Origin of the sequence: Actinomadura sp. NPDC023710, assembly GCF_040639875.1 — a bacterium.
Lineage (GTDB): Bacteria > Actinomycetota > Actinomycetes > Streptosporangiales > Streptosporangiaceae > Spirillospora > Spirillospora citrea.
Map to the genome: position 1 here is coordinate 98,387 of NZ_JBFAGB010000003.1, position 15,985 is coordinate 114,371.

General features: G+C 73.5%; 18 protein-coding genes. 12 read left to right on the forward strand and 6 right to left on the reverse strand.

Features of this window, described 5'->3' with window-relative positions; all coding sequences use genetic code 11:
• Nucleotides 1–8: 8 nt before the first annotated feature.
• Entirely contained in the window at nt 9–1,172 is a 1,164-nt protein-coding gene (locus tag AB0H37_RS04505) for a lactate 2-monooxygenase (protein WP_360611342.1), read from the forward strand.
• Here the strand turns inward: AB0H37_RS04505 and AB0H37_RS04510 are convergent.
• A complete protein-coding gene (locus tag AB0H37_RS04510) occupies nt 1,105–2,451 on the reverse strand; it encodes an FUSC family protein (RefSeq protein WP_360611344.1) in 1,347 nt (448 codons plus the stop codon). The genes AB0H37_RS04505 and AB0H37_RS04510 overlap by 68 nt on opposite strands.
• Before the next feature lie 36 nt (nt 2,452–2,487).
• Between AB0H37_RS04510 and AB0H37_RS04515 the strand changes: the two genes are divergently transcribed.
• The 5 genes from AB0H37_RS04515 (at nt 2,488) to AB0H37_RS04535 (ending at nt 6,727) form a co-directional block, all read left to right on the forward strand.
• Nucleotides 2,488–2,910 (forward strand): MarR family transcriptional regulator, encoded by a 423-nt coding sequence (locus tag AB0H37_RS04515; protein WP_329087616.1) that lies wholly within the window; start codon nt 2,488–2,490, stop codon nt 2,908–2,910.
• 40 nt (nt 2,911–2,950) lie between these two features.
• Nucleotides 2,951–4,222: an alpha-amylase family protein gene (locus AB0H37_RS04520; protein ID WP_360611345.1), complete on the forward strand. Its 1,272-nt coding sequence runs from the start codon at nt 2,951–2,953 to the stop codon at nt 4,220–4,222.
• Between the two features lie 91 nt (nt 4,223–4,313).
• Nucleotides 4,314–4,958 carry an ABC transporter ATP-binding protein gene (locus AB0H37_RS04525; RefSeq protein ID WP_360611347.1) on the forward strand — a complete coding sequence of 215 codons (645 nt, stop codon included), beginning with the start codon at nt 4,314–4,316 and terminating at the stop codon, nt 4,956–4,958.
• Between the two features lie 39 nt (nt 4,959–4,997).
• Nucleotides 4,998–6,125, forward strand: a complete 1,128-nt coding sequence (locus tag AB0H37_RS04530; RefSeq protein WP_360611349.1) for a histidine kinase — start codon at nt 4,998–5,000, stop codon at nt 6,123–6,125.
• Nucleotides 6,122–6,727, forward strand: coding sequence for a response regulator transcription factor (locus tag AB0H37_RS04535; protein ID WP_360611351.1), 606 nt, complete (start codon nt 6,122–6,124; stop codon nt 6,725–6,727). Before AB0H37_RS04530 ends, AB0H37_RS04535 begins: the two co-directional genes overlap by 4 nt.
• 28 nt (nt 6,728–6,755) lie before the next feature.
• Here the strand turns inward: AB0H37_RS04535 and AB0H37_RS04540 are convergent, their stop codons facing one another.
• The 5 genes from AB0H37_RS04540 to AB0H37_RS04560 all read right to left on the reverse strand — a co-directional run bounded on the left by AB0H37_RS04540 (nt 6,756) and on the right by AB0H37_RS04560 (nt 10,140).
• Complete coding sequence (locus AB0H37_RS04540; protein WP_179836535.1) at nt 6,756–7,445, reverse strand: class I SAM-dependent methyltransferase; 690 nt, start codon at nt 7,443–7,445, stop codon at nt 6,756–6,758.
• A 38-nt stretch (nt 7,446–7,483) separates the two neighbouring features.
• Entirely contained in the window at nt 7,484–8,233 is a 750-nt protein-coding gene (locus AB0H37_RS04545) for a glucose 1-dehydrogenase (RefSeq protein WP_329087628.1), read from the reverse strand.
• 81 nt (nt 8,234–8,314) lie between these two features.
• A complete protein-coding gene (locus AB0H37_RS04550; RefSeq protein WP_360611354.1) occupies nt 8,315–8,896 on the reverse strand; it encodes a helix-turn-helix domain-containing protein in 582 nt (193 codons plus the stop codon).
• A 40-nt stretch (nt 8,897–8,936) separates the two neighbouring features.
• Nucleotides 8,937–9,506 carry a hypothetical protein gene (locus AB0H37_RS04555; protein ID WP_360611356.1) on the reverse strand — a complete coding sequence of 190 codons (570 nt, stop codon included), beginning with the start codon at nt 9,504–9,506 and terminating at the stop codon, nt 8,937–8,939.
• Nucleotides 9,507–9,600: 94 nt separating this feature from the next.
• The gene (locus AB0H37_RS04560; RefSeq protein WP_360611358.1) at nt 9,601–10,140 is read right to left on the reverse strand and encodes a hypothetical protein; all 540 of its coding nucleotides are present in this window, start codon (nt 10,138–10,140) and stop codon (nt 9,601–9,603) included.
• Between the two features lie 180 nt (nt 10,141–10,320).
• On the opposite strand from AB0H37_RS04560, the gene AB0H37_RS04565 reads away from it, so the two are divergent.
• From AB0H37_RS04565 to AB0H37_RS04590, 6 genes are all read left to right on the forward strand, one after another.
• Nucleotides 10,321–11,580, forward strand: coding sequence for a histidine kinase (locus tag AB0H37_RS04565; RefSeq protein ID WP_360611360.1), 1,260 nt, complete (start codon nt 10,321–10,323; stop codon nt 11,578–11,580).
• Complete coding sequence (locus AB0H37_RS04570; protein ID WP_179836529.1) at nt 11,568–12,215, forward strand: response regulator transcription factor; 648 nt, start codon at nt 11,568–11,570, stop codon at nt 12,213–12,215. Before AB0H37_RS04565 ends, AB0H37_RS04570 begins: the two co-directional genes overlap by 13 nt.
• A complete protein-coding gene (locus AB0H37_RS04575; protein ID WP_360611362.1) occupies nt 12,212–13,012 on the forward strand; it encodes a hypothetical protein in 801 nt (266 codons plus the stop codon). The genes AB0H37_RS04570 and AB0H37_RS04575 overlap by 4 nt, the downstream gene beginning before the upstream one ends.
• 395 nt (nt 13,013–13,407) lie before the next feature.
• Nucleotides 13,408–14,412, forward strand: a complete 1,005-nt coding sequence (locus tag AB0H37_RS04580) for an ATP-binding cassette domain-containing protein (protein ID WP_360611364.1) — start codon at nt 13,408–13,410, stop codon at nt 14,410–14,412.
• A complete protein-coding gene (locus AB0H37_RS04585; RefSeq protein ID WP_179836526.1) occupies nt 14,409–15,065 on the forward strand; it encodes a methionine ABC transporter permease in 657 nt (218 codons plus the stop codon). Before AB0H37_RS04580 ends, AB0H37_RS04585 begins: the two co-directional genes overlap by 4 nt.
• Nucleotides 15,066–15,097: 32 nt before the next feature.
• Nucleotides 15,098–15,913, forward strand: coding sequence for a MetQ/NlpA family ABC transporter substrate-binding protein (locus AB0H37_RS04590; protein ID WP_179836525.1), 816 nt, complete (start codon nt 15,098–15,100; stop codon nt 15,911–15,913).
• Nucleotides 15,914–15,985: the final 72 nt, after the last annotated feature.

The window sequence follows — 15,985 nt, forward strand, 5'->3', positions numbered from 1 at the left end:
AGGTTTCGTTGAGCGGGCTGGCCGACTTCCAGAACTCGATCTATCTGCAGGGGCTCGGGGACGTCCTGCCGGCGCTGCCGACGGACCTGACGAGGCTGGAGGGCCTCGCCGAGCGGTCGCTGTCGGCACAGGCGTTCGGCTACGTGGCCGGGTCGGCGGGCAGCGAGGCGACCGCGCGGGCCAACCGTGCCGCGTTCGACCGGTGGCGGATCGTCCCGCGCATGCTGCGGGACGTCGCCGAGCGCGACCTGGCGGTGACCGTGCTGGGCACCCCGATGCCCTCGCCGGTCCTGCTCGGCCCCATCGGCGTGCAGTCCATCTTCCATCCGGACGGCGAGCTGGCCGTCGCGCGGGCGGCCGCGGCGGAGGGGCTGGCGATGGTGCTGAGCACCGCGTCCTCGTTCGCCATCGAGGAGGTCGCGGAGGCGAACGGGGACGGGCCGCGCTGGTACCAGCTGTACTGGCCGAAGGACCGGGAGCTGGCCGTCAGCTTCCTGGAGCGGGCGAAGTCGGCCGGGTACACCGCGCTCGTCGTCACCCTCGACACGTTCACGCTGGCGTGGCGTCCGCGCGATCTGGACCAGGCCTACCTGCCGTTCCTGCGCGGGATCGGGGTCGCGAACTACTTCAGCGACCCGGTGTTCCAGAAGGCCGTCGGCGGGCCCGTGACGGAGGCCAACCGCGACACGGCGCTGCTGCACTGGGTCGCCAACTTCGGCAACCCGAGCCTGACCTGGGACGATCTGATCTTCCTGCGCGAGCACTGGGACGGGCCCATCGCGCTCAAGGGCATCCAGCACCCCGACGACGCCCGCCAGGCCGTGGACGCCGGGATGGACGCCGTCATCGTCTCCAACCACGGCGGTCGCCAGGTGGACGGCGCGGTCGCCTCGCTGGACGCGCTCCCCGGCGTGGTCGAGGCCGTCCGCGACCAGGCGACGATCCTCTTCGACAGCGGGATCCGGACCGGGGCGGACATCGTCAAGGCGCTCGCCCTCGGCGCCAAGGCGGTCCTGGTCGCGCGCCCGTACGCTTACGGGCTGGCACTGGGCGGCCAGGCCGGCGTCCAGCACGTCCTGCGCTGCCTTCAGGCCGAGCTGGAGCTCACCCTGGCGCTTTCCGGCTCCAAGCGTCCGGACGAGCTGACCCCGGAGATTCTGGTACGCGCGTAACCGGCGCGCAGAGCTCGCGGATACCGGCCACCGCTGTGTCGATCTTCTCTTGGGCGGTGCCGTCGGCGGGCGGGGCGCGGAGGTGGCCGAGGATGTCGCGCAGGTGGTCGACCACGTCGGCCTGGTGCGGGCGCTGCCGGGTGATGGCCCGGTGCGTCCTCAGCGGGGGGTAGAGCTTGTCCAGGTCCGCGACGGAACGCTCGAACCCGGCCATCGCCCCGGGCTCGCCTTGGAGGGCCCGGGGAAGGACGGCGAGCGCCGCGGCCGAGCGGCGCCGCAGGACGTCCCCGGTCCGGAACGGCAGCACGAACCAGGCGGACGCGACGCCGATGACCGCTCCGGCGAGGATGGCCTCCATCCGCGTCCAGAGCAGGGGCATCGCGGACTGCCCGAGATATCCGTACAGCAGGGCCAGGGCCGCCGTGATCCCACCAGCCCAGTACGCGTAGCTCTTGGGACGCAGCCAGACGGCGACACCCAGCACGACGAAGACGAGCGCGACGGACCACCGGTTCCCCGGGCCGGACATCCCCGCCATGAGGGTGGCCAGAAGGGTGCCACCGGCCGCGCCGAGCGTGCGCAGGAAGCCCTTGTGCAACGCGTCTCCTTGCCCAAGGGCGCCGTTGCACACGATGAACGCGGTGAGGACGACCCAGGACCAGTGGCCGGGGAAGAGCAGATGGCCTGCGGTGAACGCGGCGGCCAGGGCGACCGCCATCTGGGCGGCCATCCGTCCACTGACCGGGCTCCGTCTTTCCGGTCCCTCCGTGCCGGCAGGGCCGGTCGCGGTCACGTGGTCGGCGAGCAACTGGAACGCCGTGACCCAGAACCACGCGATCAGTGCCATGACCGGTGCCCACACGACGTGTCCCGGTGCATGCGCGTGCGGGACGACGAGAAGGGCCACCGCCGGAAGCGTCATGAGCGTGCCCACGCGCGCGAAACGGCGCCCGAACCTGCGGATCCAGATGGCGGACGTGACGAGGAGCACGAAAGCGGCGTCGCCCGCCACGCGGTGGTCGGACATGAGCGCCCCCAGCGCGGCCGTGGCAAGGGCGACGAGGGGCATGACGACGCAGGCGGTGAGCCGGTCGGCCGGCGGTATGCCCCGCTGGGCTCCGGCGAGCGTGACGGTCAGGACGACCGCCTGCACGACGGCGTCGACGCCCGGGTGGGCGAGTTGTTCCAGCACAAGCGCCGAACCGAAGGCGGCGAGGACGGCCGCCATGGTGATGGCGGCCGGCGGCGCCGAACGGACCCGCGCTCCGTCGAGAGCCATGACCGCCTCCTAGTTAGTAAGTGATAGCGTAACATTATGGAGCGAGTGTCAACGGAGGCCGTGACGGAGATCCGGCACGGGGTCATGCGCATGGCGCGCCGGATGCGCACGGCCAGGTCGCCCGAGGCGCTGAGCTCGAACAAGCTCACCGTGCTCGGCCACCTGTACCGGAACGGTCCCGGCACGGCGGGCGAGGTCGCCGGGGCGGAAGGGCAGCGCCCGCAGTCCCTGACGCGTGTCTTCGCCGAACTGGAGGCCGAGGGGCTGATCTCCCGGGCCCGCGCCGACCGGGACAGGCGCCAGGTCGTGCTGGCCCTCACCGAGCGGGGTGCCGAGGCGCTGCGGCGCGACGTCGCCGAGCGCGAAGCCTGGCTGGCGGGAGCCCTCGCCGGGCTGTCGGAGGCTGAACTCGACCTCCTGCGGGTGGCCGCCCGGCTCATGGAACGCCTGACCGAATAGTTCGCGGTTACGTAATGATTTTCCGGGTAGGGAGGGGCGCATGCGCTGGCCCGATCACGCCATCTGGTGGCATGTCTATCCCCTCGGCTTCGTCGGTGCCGAACGTGAGGCCGCCGCCGCCCCGGAACCGCGGCTCGGCCGGATCACCGGCTGGCTCGACCATCTCGTCGGCCTCGGCTGCAACGGACTCGCGCTCGGCCCGGTGTTCGCGTCCGAGACACATGGCTACGACACCGTCGACCACTACCGGGTCGATCCCCGGCTCGGCGGAGAGGACGACCTGCGGCGGCTGATCGACGAGGCGTCCGGCAGGGGCCTCCGCGTGCTGCTCGACGGCGTCTTCAACCACGTCGGGCGCGGGTTCGTCCCGTTCGCCGATGTCGCCGCCAAGGGCGACGCCTCCGCGTACCGCAAGTGGTTCCATGCCGACCTGCGCACGTTCGAGGGCCACGACAGGCTCGTCACCCTGAACCACGCCGAATCCGAGGTCGCCGACTACGTCACCGACGTCATGACCCACTGGCTGGAGCGCGGCATAGACGGATGGCGCCTCGACGCCGCCTACGCCGTCCCACCGGACTTCTGGCGGACGGTCACCGACCGCGTCCGCGCGCGCTTTCCCGATGCCTGGCTCGTCGGCGAGGTCATCCATGGCGACTACGCGGGCGTTGTGAAACAGGCGGGATTCGACTCCGTCACCCAGTACGAGCTGTGGAAGGCCATCTGGAGCTCGCTGAACGACCGGAACTTCTTCGAACTCGCCCACGCACTGGACCGCCACAACGGGATGCTGGCCACGTTCGCCCCGCAGACCTTCATCGGCAATCACGACGTGACCCGCATCGCCACCCGGCTGACCGAACGGCGCGATCTGGCCCACGCACTCGTGATCCTGATGACCGTCGGCGGCGTCCCGTCGATCTACGCGGGGGACGAGTTCGCCTTCGAGGGCGTCAAGGAGGACCGCGAAGGCGGAGACGACGCCATACGTCCGCCGTTCCCCGCCCGCCCCGGCGAGGTCCCCGGTCACGGCGGCGCCCACCATCGGCTGCACCAGGACCTGATCGGCGTGAGACGGCGCCATCCTTGGCTCGTCCGGGCCCGGTCCACGGCTGCCACCTTGACCAACACGGCCTTCTCCTACACCGTGGAGAGCGGTCCCGAGCGGCTGGGAGTCGTCCTGAACGCGGGCGAGGAGCCCGCGAAGGTGAGCCTGCCCGCCGCCGGCTGGACGTGCGTGGCGGGTGACGCGGCCTTCTCCGGGGACGGCGCCGTCGTCCCGCCCTCCGGATGGGCGATCGCCGAACCATGACATTCGTCATGGGCCACCCCTGAGAACTTCATGATCGTTTCCTGACGTCCGTGACTGCACGCCCGCGCGCCCGCCGGACAGCATGGAGGCCATGAAGGCACCTGTGATCGAGGTACGCGACCTGGACCTGAACGAGGCCGTGCGCACCGTCTCGTTCACCGTGGCGCAGGGCGAGGTCTACGCGCTGCTGGGCCGCTACGGCTCCGGCAAGACGGCCCTCCTGGAGATCCTCGCGGGACTGCGGCGGCCCACCGGCGGAACCGTCCGGCTTCGCGGCGCCGACCCCTACACCGATCGGGACGCCGCGCGCGCCGGCGCCGTCTGGCGCGACGGCGGCCTGTTCCCGGGGCTGACCGTCGCCGAGGTGGTCGACACCTGGCGGCGCTGGACCCTCGACCCGCTCACCCGCGACGAGGCGCTGCGCCTGGTCGGCCTCGCCCGGCTCGCCGACGTGCCGTTCGAGCGGCTGACCGCCGGGCGGCGGCGCCTGCTCGACCTGGCGCTGGCCCTGGTCGGACGGTCGGACGTGCTCGTCCTCGACGAGCCCACCGCCGGGCTCGACGGCGCCGCCGCGCGCGAGGTGTGGTCGGTCCTGGCGAGACTGGCCGCGGACGGGGTCGCCGTGGTGGTCACGACCCGCGACCCGGACGAGGCGTGCCGCGCCGACCGGGTCGGGATCCTGGACGAGGGCCGCCTGGTCACCGGACGGGACGCCGCCCGCCTCCGCGCCGCCTGAGCCCCCGCGCCCCCCTTGACGGCCGCATACGCTGGGCGCGTGCAGCCCAGGATCCCCCGGCCCACCGTCATCGCCGCGATCATCGTGGGGATGACGGCGCTGACGCTGGCCGGATTCCTGCTGCCGGCGCTCTGGTACGAGATCGTCGACCGGCGGGACGCCGGCCGCCTGATCCTGGCCCTCCTCGGGGCCGGCGCCGCCTTCGCCCTCTACGCCCGCCTCCTCTGGCAGAACCTGATGCGCCGCACCGCCCCCGCGCACAGGCTCGGGCTCGCCGCGATCGCGGCGATCTGCTGGGCGCTGCCGCCGCTGCTCGACACCGGTCAGGGCTGGGGCAACGCACTCCTGGTCCCCGCCGGGCTGATCGCCGTCGTGCTCCCCGTGCGCGAGGCGATCGCCGTGACCGCGGCGGCGACCGTCCTGACCCCCGTCTACGGCGTGCTCCTCGGGCTCCCCGCGCTGACCGTCCTGTACGAGGTGACGGGCGTGCCGCTCGGCGCCTTCTCCGGATACGTCACGGTCTGGCTGTTCCACGTCGTCCAGGAGCTCCGGGAGGCGCGCGCGGAGCTGGCCCGGTCCGCGGTGGGGGAGGAGCGCCTCCGGTTCGCCCGCGACCTGCACGACGTGCTCGGCCACAGCCTCCAGGCCGTCGCGCTGCGCGCCGAGGTGGCCGAACGGTTCGTCGAACGCGACGACGGCCGCGTCCGCAAGGAGCTGACCGAGATCCAGACGATGGCGCGGGACGCGGTGCGGGACGTGCGCGAGGTCGTCCGCGGCTATCGCGCCACGTCCCTGCGCACCGAGCTGGACGGCATGTCCGCCGTCCTGCGCGCCGCCGGGATCCGCTGCGAGCGCCCCGAGGTGTCGCCGGAGCTGCCCGCCCACGTTCACGAGCCGCTCGGCTGGGTCGCCCGCGAGGCCGCCACCAACGTGCTGCGGCACTCCAGCGCCAGCTGGTGCGAGATCACCCTCCGGGCCGGCCGCGACCGCGTCCAGCTGGAGGTCGTCAACGACGGCGCCGCGCGCCGCGCCGCCGGGGACGCCGGCAGCGGCCTGGCCGGGCTCGCCGAACGGATCACGGCCGCCGGCGGCCGCTTCCGGGCGGGCCCCGCGGGCGACGGGACGTTCCGGGTGACGGCCTCGGTCCCCGCGAAGGGAGACGTATGATCCGCGTGCTGCTCGCCGACGACCACCTCCTGATCAGGGAGGCGCTCGTCCTGCTGCTGGAGGCCGAGGACGGCATCGAGGTCGCCGCCGACGTCGGGCGCGGCGACGAGGCCGTCGAGCGCGCCCTCGCCCTCAGGCCCGACGTCGCCGTCCTCGACATCGACATGCCCGGACTGGACGGTCTCGCCGCGGCCGAGCGGCTGGCCCGCGAGCTGCCCGCCTGCCGCCTGGTGATCGTGACCGCGCACGGCCGCCCCGGCAACCTGCGGCGCGCCATGGCCGCCGGCGTCCGCGGCTTCCTCGGCAAGGACGCCCCCGGCCGCCGGCTCGCCGAGGTCATCCGGCAGGTCGCCGCGGGCGCCCGCTACATCGACCCCCAGCTCGCCGCCGACGCGCTCGCCGCCGAGGAGTGCCCCCTCACCCCGCGCGAGCTCGACACCCTGCGCGCCGCCGCCGACGGCGCCCCCGTCTCCCGCATCGCGCGCACGCTGGGCCTCTCCGAGGGCACCGTCCGCAACTACCTCTCCGCCGCCGTCACCAAACTGGGCGCCGACAACCGCCACACCGCCGCCCGCACCGCGAAAGACCGTGGATGGCTGTAGTTCCCGTGGCGGGCGGGCCGCCGGCCCCTCACCGGCGGGCGAGGACGAGGGAGCCTCGTTTCGTCACCGGGAGGGGTGTGCGGAGGCGGGTGGCGGCCTCGGTGGCCTGGGGACGGGGGACCCGCCGGGCGATCAGGTAGTCGCGGACGGCGGCCTGGTCGGGGAGGGTGATCAGGGGGGCGTCCCAGCGCTCCACCTCGACCTCGCCGAAGACCTCGCCGACGCGGGCCGGGGCCTCCTCGGCGTCGAACGTGGTCGGCTCGGGGCGCCACACCGGCGACAGTTCGGGGCTGTCGGTCCGGCAGATCGCGCTGACCAGGAGGAGGCCGCCCGGGGCGAGGATGCGCCGGGCCTCGCGCAGCGCCCGTCCGGGGTCGTCCAACTGGGGGAGCAGGTTCAGGCCCACGGCGGCGTCGAACGTCCCGTCCCGGAACGGCAGGCGCAGCGCGTCGGCCCGCAGGCGCGGCGCCGGGTGGGCGGACACCAGGTCGGCGGAGACGTCCAGCCCCACGAGCCGGAACGGCGGCGGGTGGGGGAGGGCGTCGCTGAGGGCGCCCTCCCCGCAGCCGATGTCCAGGACGCGCGACGCGCCCGAGCCCAGCAGCTTGAAGGCGATGTGGTCGTGCAGGCTCCGCGCCCCGATCAGGTACTTCCTGGTGACCCTGGCGGCGAGGCGGAAGCGTTCCGGGCCGGAGTCGTGATCGGGTGTGATGGCCATGCAGGGAGTCTGCCCGGTGTACCGCCCGGAAAGCGTCGTCAGGCGGTGACGCCTCCGTCGACGACCAGGTCGTGGCCGACCACATGGGACGACGCGTCCGAGGCCAGCCACAGGATGGTCTCGGCCACCTCGGCGGTGTCGGCCACACGGCCCGACGGCGCGGCGGCGCGCATCCGCTCGGCGCGCTCGGCGGGCGTCTCGCCGGGGCGCAGCGACATCGGCGTGTCGGTGGCGCCCGGGCTGACGGCGTTGACGCGGACGCCGTCGGCGACGTGGTCGAGGGCGGCGGTGCGGGTGAGGACGCTGACCGCCGCCTTGGACGCCGCGTACGCCGCGAGGCCGGGGCGGCGCCCGTGCGCGCCGATGTTGGACGCTACGTTGACGATCGCGCCGCCGCCGTGGGCGCGCATGTGGGCGATCTCGTGCTTCATCGACAGGAACACGCCGGTCAGGTTCACCGCCAGGACGTCGTTCCAGGCGGTGGCGTCGATGTCGGCGACGGGCCCGGTGGCGCCGAAGATCCCGGCGTTGTTGACGGCGACGTGGAGGCCGCCGTGGCGGCCCGCGACCGCCTCGACCATCCCGGCGGCCGACGCGGGGTCGGCCACGTCCGCGACGACATGGTCGGCCCGGCCGGGGCCGATCTCCTTCACCGCCTCGGCCAGCGCCGCCGCGTCGCGTCCGGCCAGGACGACGGTCGCGCCCTCGCGGGCGAAGGCGTGCGCGGTGGCGCGGCCGATGCCGCCCGCGCCGCCGGTGATGAGGACGATCTTGCCGTCGAAGGGCATGGCGTGTCTCCCAAAATATTAGATCGATCGGTCTTGAATAGAGGGCGAAAGAAGCCCCGCCGGGCGGCGGGGCGGGTCCGGTCAGGTGAAGAGGGCGGCGGCCTGGCGGGTCGCGTCGCGGAGGCGGTGGTCGTCGGCGGGGGCGCGGCCGAGGACGCGCATGCCCTGGAAGAGGACGAGCAGGAGACGGGCCAGCGCGCGGGGGTCCTTGTCCGGGGACAGTTCGCCTTGGGCCCGGGCCCGGGTCAGCGCCGTGGTGAGCGAGGCCTCCAGGAAGTTCCAGCTCGCCTCGACCAGGCGCGCGGCCTCGGCGTCGCGCGCGGCCAGTTCGACCGCGGTGTTCACCACGAGGCAGCCGAGCCGGGGCCGGCCGTGCGCCGACTCCTCGGCGTAGCCCTCGATCAGCGCGCGGACCGCCGGCAGCACGGGCCCGGGCTGCGACAGCGCCTCGGCGATCTTCGGGTCGGTGTCGCGGAGGTAGCGTTCGAGGGCCTTCAGGTACAGCTCGCGCTTGCCGCCGAACGTGGCGTAGACGCTGGCCCGGGCGATGCCGAGGTGCGCCACGAGATCGGCCATGGAGGTCGCCTCGTAGCCGCGCTCCCAGAACAGCTCTAGCGCGCGCAGCAGCGCGGCGTCCGGATCGAACTCTTTCGTCCGTGCCATGCCGACGACGATAAGCCGTTCGAGAACGAACGGTCAAATATCAGCCCTGGGACGCCACCGGGACGGACGGGCGGTCCAGGTCCATGGCGTCCAGCACCGCGCCGTCGGAGGCGAGCGCCTCGATGACCGGGCCCCGGCGGGCGCCCCAGACCACGACGACGTGCCCGTGCTCGGGGACGTCCAGGATCCGCTTGCCGACCCGCACCCGCGCGACCTCGGCAGAGGCCCGCAGCCGCGCCTCGTTCACCCACTTGGCGCCCCACGGCAGCAGCCGGTTGGCGTTGCGCACCGTCCGGGCCGACCCGTACTTGAGCAGATGGCGCCCCATCTCGCCGGACGAGCGGCGCGCCAGCGGCTCGTCGGGGGCCGACCCGCCCGCGCCGCCCAGCTCCATCCACTCGCCGTCGCGGCGGTGGAACGTCCAGCCCTCGATGAACGAGGGCGCGGAGTCCCCCCACTGGTAAAGGAACGTGACAACGGCGACGTCGCCGTCCTTGTCGAGCCCGAGCGGAAGGTAGTCCCGGCCTTCGGCGAAGGCGGCGGGAGCGGGGACGGGAAGGCCGTCCCGGAGGAGCCGCAGGCACTCCTCGTGCACCTCGTGGTCGTTCATGATGGGGGACCTCTGATCGTGCAGGCAGGGCAAAGGGCCCTCCCGCGAGAGGGCCCCACGTGGCACTCACTCTAGACGTCCGGCTCGTCTGGTTTCACCCGTCTGGCGTACTCCCGACAAGCCTTTGCCATCTGTCCTTCATCTCATGGTCGACCACCGGGCCGCGGGGCCGGAACGCCCGCGCGGCGAGGGCGGCGCACAGTGCGGCCAGCGGCAGTTCCACCCCCGCCGCCAGGGCGATCGCCATCGCCCGCTCCCCGCCGGGCGCGGCGGTCATCACGTCGAACCAGGCGTCGGCGGCCAGCAGCGTCCCGGCCGCGGCGGCGCCCAGGCCGTGGCGCGGATCGCGTCGCAGGAGCAGCACGCCGGTGCCGAGCAGCGCGGCGGCCTCCATCGCGTCCAGCCCCAACCAGGCGGCGGACCAGTTCGACACCGTGGTGGTGGGCGGCATGGTGGCGGCGAGCAGCCACATCCAGGGCACCAGCGCCGCGGCGCCTCCGATGAACGCCCAGCCGAGCCGCCGGCCTCCCGCCGTCCGTCGCGCGACGGGGCCGGGCGCGGAGCGCGGCCGGCGCCGGACGGCGACCGCGGGACGGGGGGAGGGGGGACGGGGGCGGGCGACGACGGCGACCATGGGAACTCCTGCGGACGGTGATCGGTGCGCATCCGCTGCCCGGATGCCTGATCAAAGCCTCGCCGGGAACCGCCGCGCGATCAGTAGCGCACCCTTCCGATCCGGGGTGGCACTGGTTTCACCCCCGGCCCTGCACCCTGGTTCATGGCGGCACCCGAACTGGGGCAATACGGTTTCCCCATGGCATCCCTCTCCGCGGCCCGGCGCGTCCGCGTGCACGCTCCGTGGTCGGCCGCGGCATGGCGCGACACGGTGTTCGTCGCCTCCGGGGTGCCGCTGCAGCTCGCCGGGTGGCTGATCCTCGGCTCCCTCTGGACGGTCTGGACGCCGATGCGGGTGACGCCGATCCTCCTGCTCACCGGCGCGTCGGTGCTTCTGCTGCTGCTCGCGCTGCGCCCGCTGACGTCGTGGCAGCGGGAGCGGTGCTGGGCGATGCTCGGTCTCGACATCCCGCGGATGCCCGGCTTCGACGACGGGCGCGCCTGGGACGCGCTGCGCGACCTGCGCTCGCCCGAGCTGTGGCGGGTGGTCCAGTACCACCTGCTGGCCGGGCCGTTCCTCGCCCTCGGCGGGCTGGTCGTGATCGCGGCGTGGGCGGCCGGGCTCACCCTCGCCACGTCCGCGACCTACGCGTGGGCGGTGCACTCCACCGACCCGCTGGTCGACCATCCGCAGCGCCTCGCCGTCCTCACCGCGGTCGGGGTGCTGCTCCTGGCGGCGGCGCCGTGGGCGGCGGCGGGCGTCCGGCTCCTGGACGCCCGCGCCGCCGCCGCGCTGCTCGGCCCCGACCGCGCGACGGAACTGCAGCGGCGCGTCGAGGACCTGGCAGAGAAGCGCGCCAGCGTGGTGGACGCCGCCGACATCGAGCGCCGCCGCATCGAACGGGACCTGCACGACGGCGCCCAGCAGCGGCTCGTCTCCCTCGCGCTCAACCTCGGCCTGGCGCGCGAGACGCTCACCGGCGTCCCGGACGAGGCCATGCGCGTGATCGTGGAGGCGCACGAGGAGGCCAAGGCGGCGCTGACCGAGCTGCGCGGCCTGATCCGCGGCCTGCACCCGGCCGTGCTGGAGGACCGCGGCCTGGACGCCGCCCTGTCCGGCGTCGCCGCGCGGGTGCCGCTGCCCGTCCGGCTCCGCGTCGACATCGAGCCGCGCGCCTCCTCCACCGTCGAGGCGGTCGCCTACTTCGTCGTCTCCGAGGCCCTCACCAACGTCGTCAAGCACGCGCGCGCGAACGAGGTGGACGTCCGCGTGGCCCGCCGCGGCGACGCGCTGCTGGTGACCGTCCGCGACGACGGCGCGGGCGGCGCCGACCCGGCCGCCGGGACCGGTCTGACCGGGCTCGCCCGCCGCGTCCGGTCCGTGGACGGCACCTTCCGGATCACCAGCCCCGCGGGGGGCCCGACGACCGTCACCGTGGAGTTGCCGTGCGCATTGTGATCGCCGAGGACTCGGTCCTGCTGCGGGCCGGGCTGATCAAGCTCCTGGAGACTTCCGGGTTCGAGGTCGCCGCGGCCGTCGGCGAGGCCGAGGGACTGCTCGCCGCCGTGCGCGAGCACCGGCCCGACGCGGCGATCGTGGACGTCCGGATGCCGCCCGGTTTCACCGACGAGGGCGTGCGCGCGGCTCTGGTGATGCGGCGCGAGACGCCCGAGACCGCCGTGCTGCTGCTGTCGCAGTACGTCGAGGAGCGGTACGCGGCCGACCTGCTGTCGACCAGCACCAGCGGGGTCGGGTACCTGCTCAAGGACCGCGTCGCGGACGTGTCGGTGTTCCTGGACGCGCTGCGCCGGGTCGCCTCCGGCGGCACCGCGCTGGACCCGGAAGTCGTCTCGCAGCTGCTGCTGCGCCGGCACCGCGACCCGCTCGACCGGCTCACCCCGCGCGAGAGGGAGGTGCTCGCCCTCATGGCCGAGGGGCGCTCCAACGCGGGCATCGCCGCGGCGCTGGTGGTGAGCGAGAGCGCGGTCGCCAAGCACATCAACGGCATCTTCGCCAAGCTCGACCTCCCGCACGCCGAGGGCGACCACCGCCGCGTCCTGGCCGTGCTGCGCTTCCTGGGCGGCGAGGGGTGACGGCCCCGGCCGCCCCGGACCGGCCGAGGCGCCGCGCCGTCTGGATCGCGCTGGCGCTCGCGACCGCGCTGGCCGTGGTCGCGCCCGCCGGCCTGCTGGCGTTCGGCCGGGTCGTCCAGCGGACCTCGACGTCCATGACCCCCTACCGGCACGCGATCCGGGAGGTGCGGCTGGACGTGAGCGGCGCCGAGGTCTCGATCGGGCCGGGATCGGACGGCGAGGCGCGCGTCTACAAGGATCTCCGCTGGGGGCCGAACAGGCCCGAGTTCACCGAGTCGCTGGTGGACGACGTCCTGTTCGTCACCTTCCGCTGCTCGGGTCCGGACTGGCCGGGCGCCGAATGCGGGGCGGACATCGACGTCCAGGTCCCGGCCGGGGCGCGCGTGTCGGCGGTCTCCGGCTCCGGGCGGATCGACGTGCGCGGGGTGACCGGCGACCTCGACCTGCGGACCGGGTCCGGGGAGATCGACGTCACCGGCGCGCGCGGTCGGCTGCGGCTGCTGGCGAGGTCCGGCACGATCACCGGCCGCGCCCTCGCCGCGCCGAAGACGCAGGCGGACGTGTCGTCGGGCACCCTCGACCTCCGCTACGCCGAGCCCCCGGGCGCGGTGGACGCCTCCGCGGGGTCCGGCACCGTGAAGATCATCGTCCCGCCGGGCTCGCGTTACCGGGTCGCCGGGTGGACCGGCGCGGGCAACGCCCACCTCAACCCGGCCGTCTACGACGACCGCTCGCCTCGCCGGATCTCCGTCCGCAGCGGCTCGGGCGGGACCTACATCGACTACCGCGACGGCTAGGGCGAACGCCGCGATCTGGAGCGATGAGCATCACACCGGGTGGATTTGCGTCATCGGTGTGTGGCCGGTTAACTGCTGATATGCCTTCCGTACGCCCGTGCCATGAGCACCGCCCGCCGATGCGGCGGGCCATGCGGCGTACGTGTTGTCGGCGAATGTGTGACCACTGAGGGCCCCGCCTGAGACTCGCGCCCCGAAGCGAGCGAACTCCGACCCCCTGAGTCGCGCATGTGTTTCGAACGCCATCTGCTGAGCCACGCGCCGTACCCGCCCGGTCTTTCCTGAGCGCGGGGCGCCGCCTCGGCGCATCCTCCGGCACCCGGCAGATCCTGATCGCCGACCCGTCCTGAACGCCGCCGCCCTCCGGCGGCCCCCGTCCGCATGGGTGATTCCCTGTGATTCAGATCGAAAAACTTCGTAAGGTCTACCGCGGCCGCGGCCGCGAGGTGACCGCCGTCGACGGCGTCGACCTGACCGTCGCCGAGGGCGAGGTCTTCGGCGTGCTCGGCCGCAGCGGCGCGGGCAAGAGCACCCTGCTGCGCTGCGTCAACCTGCTGGAGCGCCCGGACGAGGGCCGCGTCGTGGTCGGCGGCCGGGACCTGCTCGCGCTGCGCGGCGGGGAGCTGCGCCGGGCGCGCCAGGGCATCGGCATGATCCACCAGCATTTCGGCCTGCTCGGCAGCAGGACCGTCGCCGGGAACGTCGCGTTCCCGCTGGAGGTCATGGGCGTCCCGCGCGCCGAGCGGGCCGGGCGCGTCGCCGAGCTGCTGGACCTCGTCGGGCTCACCGAGCACGCGAAGGCCCACCCGGCGAAGATCTCCGGCGGCCAGAAGCAGCGCGTCGGCATCGCCCGGGCGCTCGCGGGACGGCCGAAGGTGCTGCTGTCGGACGAGGCGACGTCGGCGCTCGACCCCGAGACGACCGCCTCGATCCTGGAGCTGCTGCGCGACCTCAACCGCCGGCTCGGCCTCACGATCCTGCTCATCACCCACGAGATGGACGTGGTGAAGCGCATCTGCGACTCGGCCGCGGTCATGCGGGAGGGCCGGTTCACCGAGTCGGGGCCGGTGCCCGCGCTGCTCGCCCGGCCGGGCTCGGAGCTGGCGCGCGGCCTGTTCCCGCTGCCGCCCGCCGAGCCCCGCGACGGCACGACGCTGGTCGAGGTCACCTTCACCGGCGGCGCGACCGACGAGCCGTTCGTGTCGGCCCTGGCCCGCAAGTACGCGCTGGACGTCAACATCCTCGGCGGCGCCGTGGAGACGGTCGGCGGCGAGCGCGTCGGCCGGCTCCAGCTCGAACTGCCCGGCGACCCGGCGGACAACGCCGCGCAGCTGGCGTTCCTGCGCGAGTCCGGCCTGGCCGTGCAGGTCAGGAACCCCGTACAGGAGGACCCCCGATGAGCTGGGACGAGGTCATGCCGCTGCTGTGGCCCGCCACCCGCGAGACCCTCTACATGACCGGCGTCGCGACGCTGTTCACCGCCGTCCTCGGGCTCCTGGCCGGGGTGCTGCTGGTGATCACCGAGCGGGGCGGGCTGCTGCCCGCGCCGCCGGTCAACGGCGTGCTCGGCGTCGTGGTCAACATCGGCCGGTCGCTGCCGTTCCTGATCCTGATGGTGGCGATCATCCCGTTCACCCGGGCGGTCGTCGGCACCAGCATCGGCAACGCCGCCGCGATCGTCCCGCTGACCGTGGGCGCCATCCCGTTCTACGCGCGGCTCGTCGAGATCGCGCTGCGCGAGGTCGACCCGGGCGTCGTCGCCGCGGCGGACGCGATGGGCGCCACCCGCCGCGAGATCGTCGGCAAGGTCCTGCTGCGCGAGGCGCGGCCGGGCCTGGTGTCCGGGCTGACCGTCACCGTCATCGCGCTCATCGGCTACACGGCCATGGCCGGGACGGTCGGCGGCGGCGGGCTCGGCAACCTCGCCGTCGTCTACGGCTACGAGCGCTTCGAGACCAAGGTCATGGTCTCCACCGTGGCGCTGCTGGTCGTCATCGTCCTGATCATCCAGGCCGCGGGAGACCTCGTCGCCCGCCGGCTGACCCACAAATAGCACCGATCCCCTGGAAGAGAAAGGCACTCCTCGTGCTTCGCAAGCTCACCGCCGCGCTGGCCTCCGTCGCCCTCCTCACGGGCCTCACCGCCTGCGGCTCCTCCTCGGCATCCGACGATCCGGACGCCCCGCTCAAGGTCGCGGTCAACCCCGTCCCGCACGGCGACATCCTCAAGTACGTCAAGGACGACCTGGCGGGCAAGGCCGGCCTCAAGCTGGAGATCGTCACCTTCAGCGACTACCAGCAGCCGAACACCGCGCTGAAGGAGAAGCAGGTCACCGCCAACTACTTCCAGCACGTGCCGTTCATGGAGGAGTTCGAGAAGAAGTCCGGGACGAAGCTGGCGTTCGTCGCGCCCGTGCACCTGGAGCCCCTCGGCGTGTACTCGAAGAAGGTGAAGAGCCTGCAGGCCGTCCCGCAGGGCGCGACCGTCGCCGTGCCGAACGACCCGGCCAACGAGGGGCGCTCGCTGAAGCTGCTCGCCGACAACGGCCTGATCACCCTCAAGCCGGACGCGCCGACCAGCGCGACCGAGCGGGACGTCGCGAGCAACCCCAAGGGCCTGAAGTTCAAGCCGCTCAAGGCGGCGCAGCTGCCCCGCTCGCTGGAGGACGTCGACCTGTCGGTGATCAACGGCAACTACGCCATCGAGGCCGGGCTCGCCCCGAACAGGGACGCGCTCGCCGCCGAGAAGGCCGAGGGCAACCCCTACGCCAACGGCATCGTCACGCTGCCGGAGGACAAGGACGACCCGCGCGTGAAGAAGCTCGTCCAGCTGCTGCAGGGCCCCGAGGTGAAGAAGTTCGTCGAGGACAAGTACAAGGGGTCGGTGCTGATCGCCTCCTGACCCGGACGGTTCCCCGAACCGCGGAAACTGGCGCGGTTTGTCCGCCGGTCCTGATAGGACATGTGCCGACGA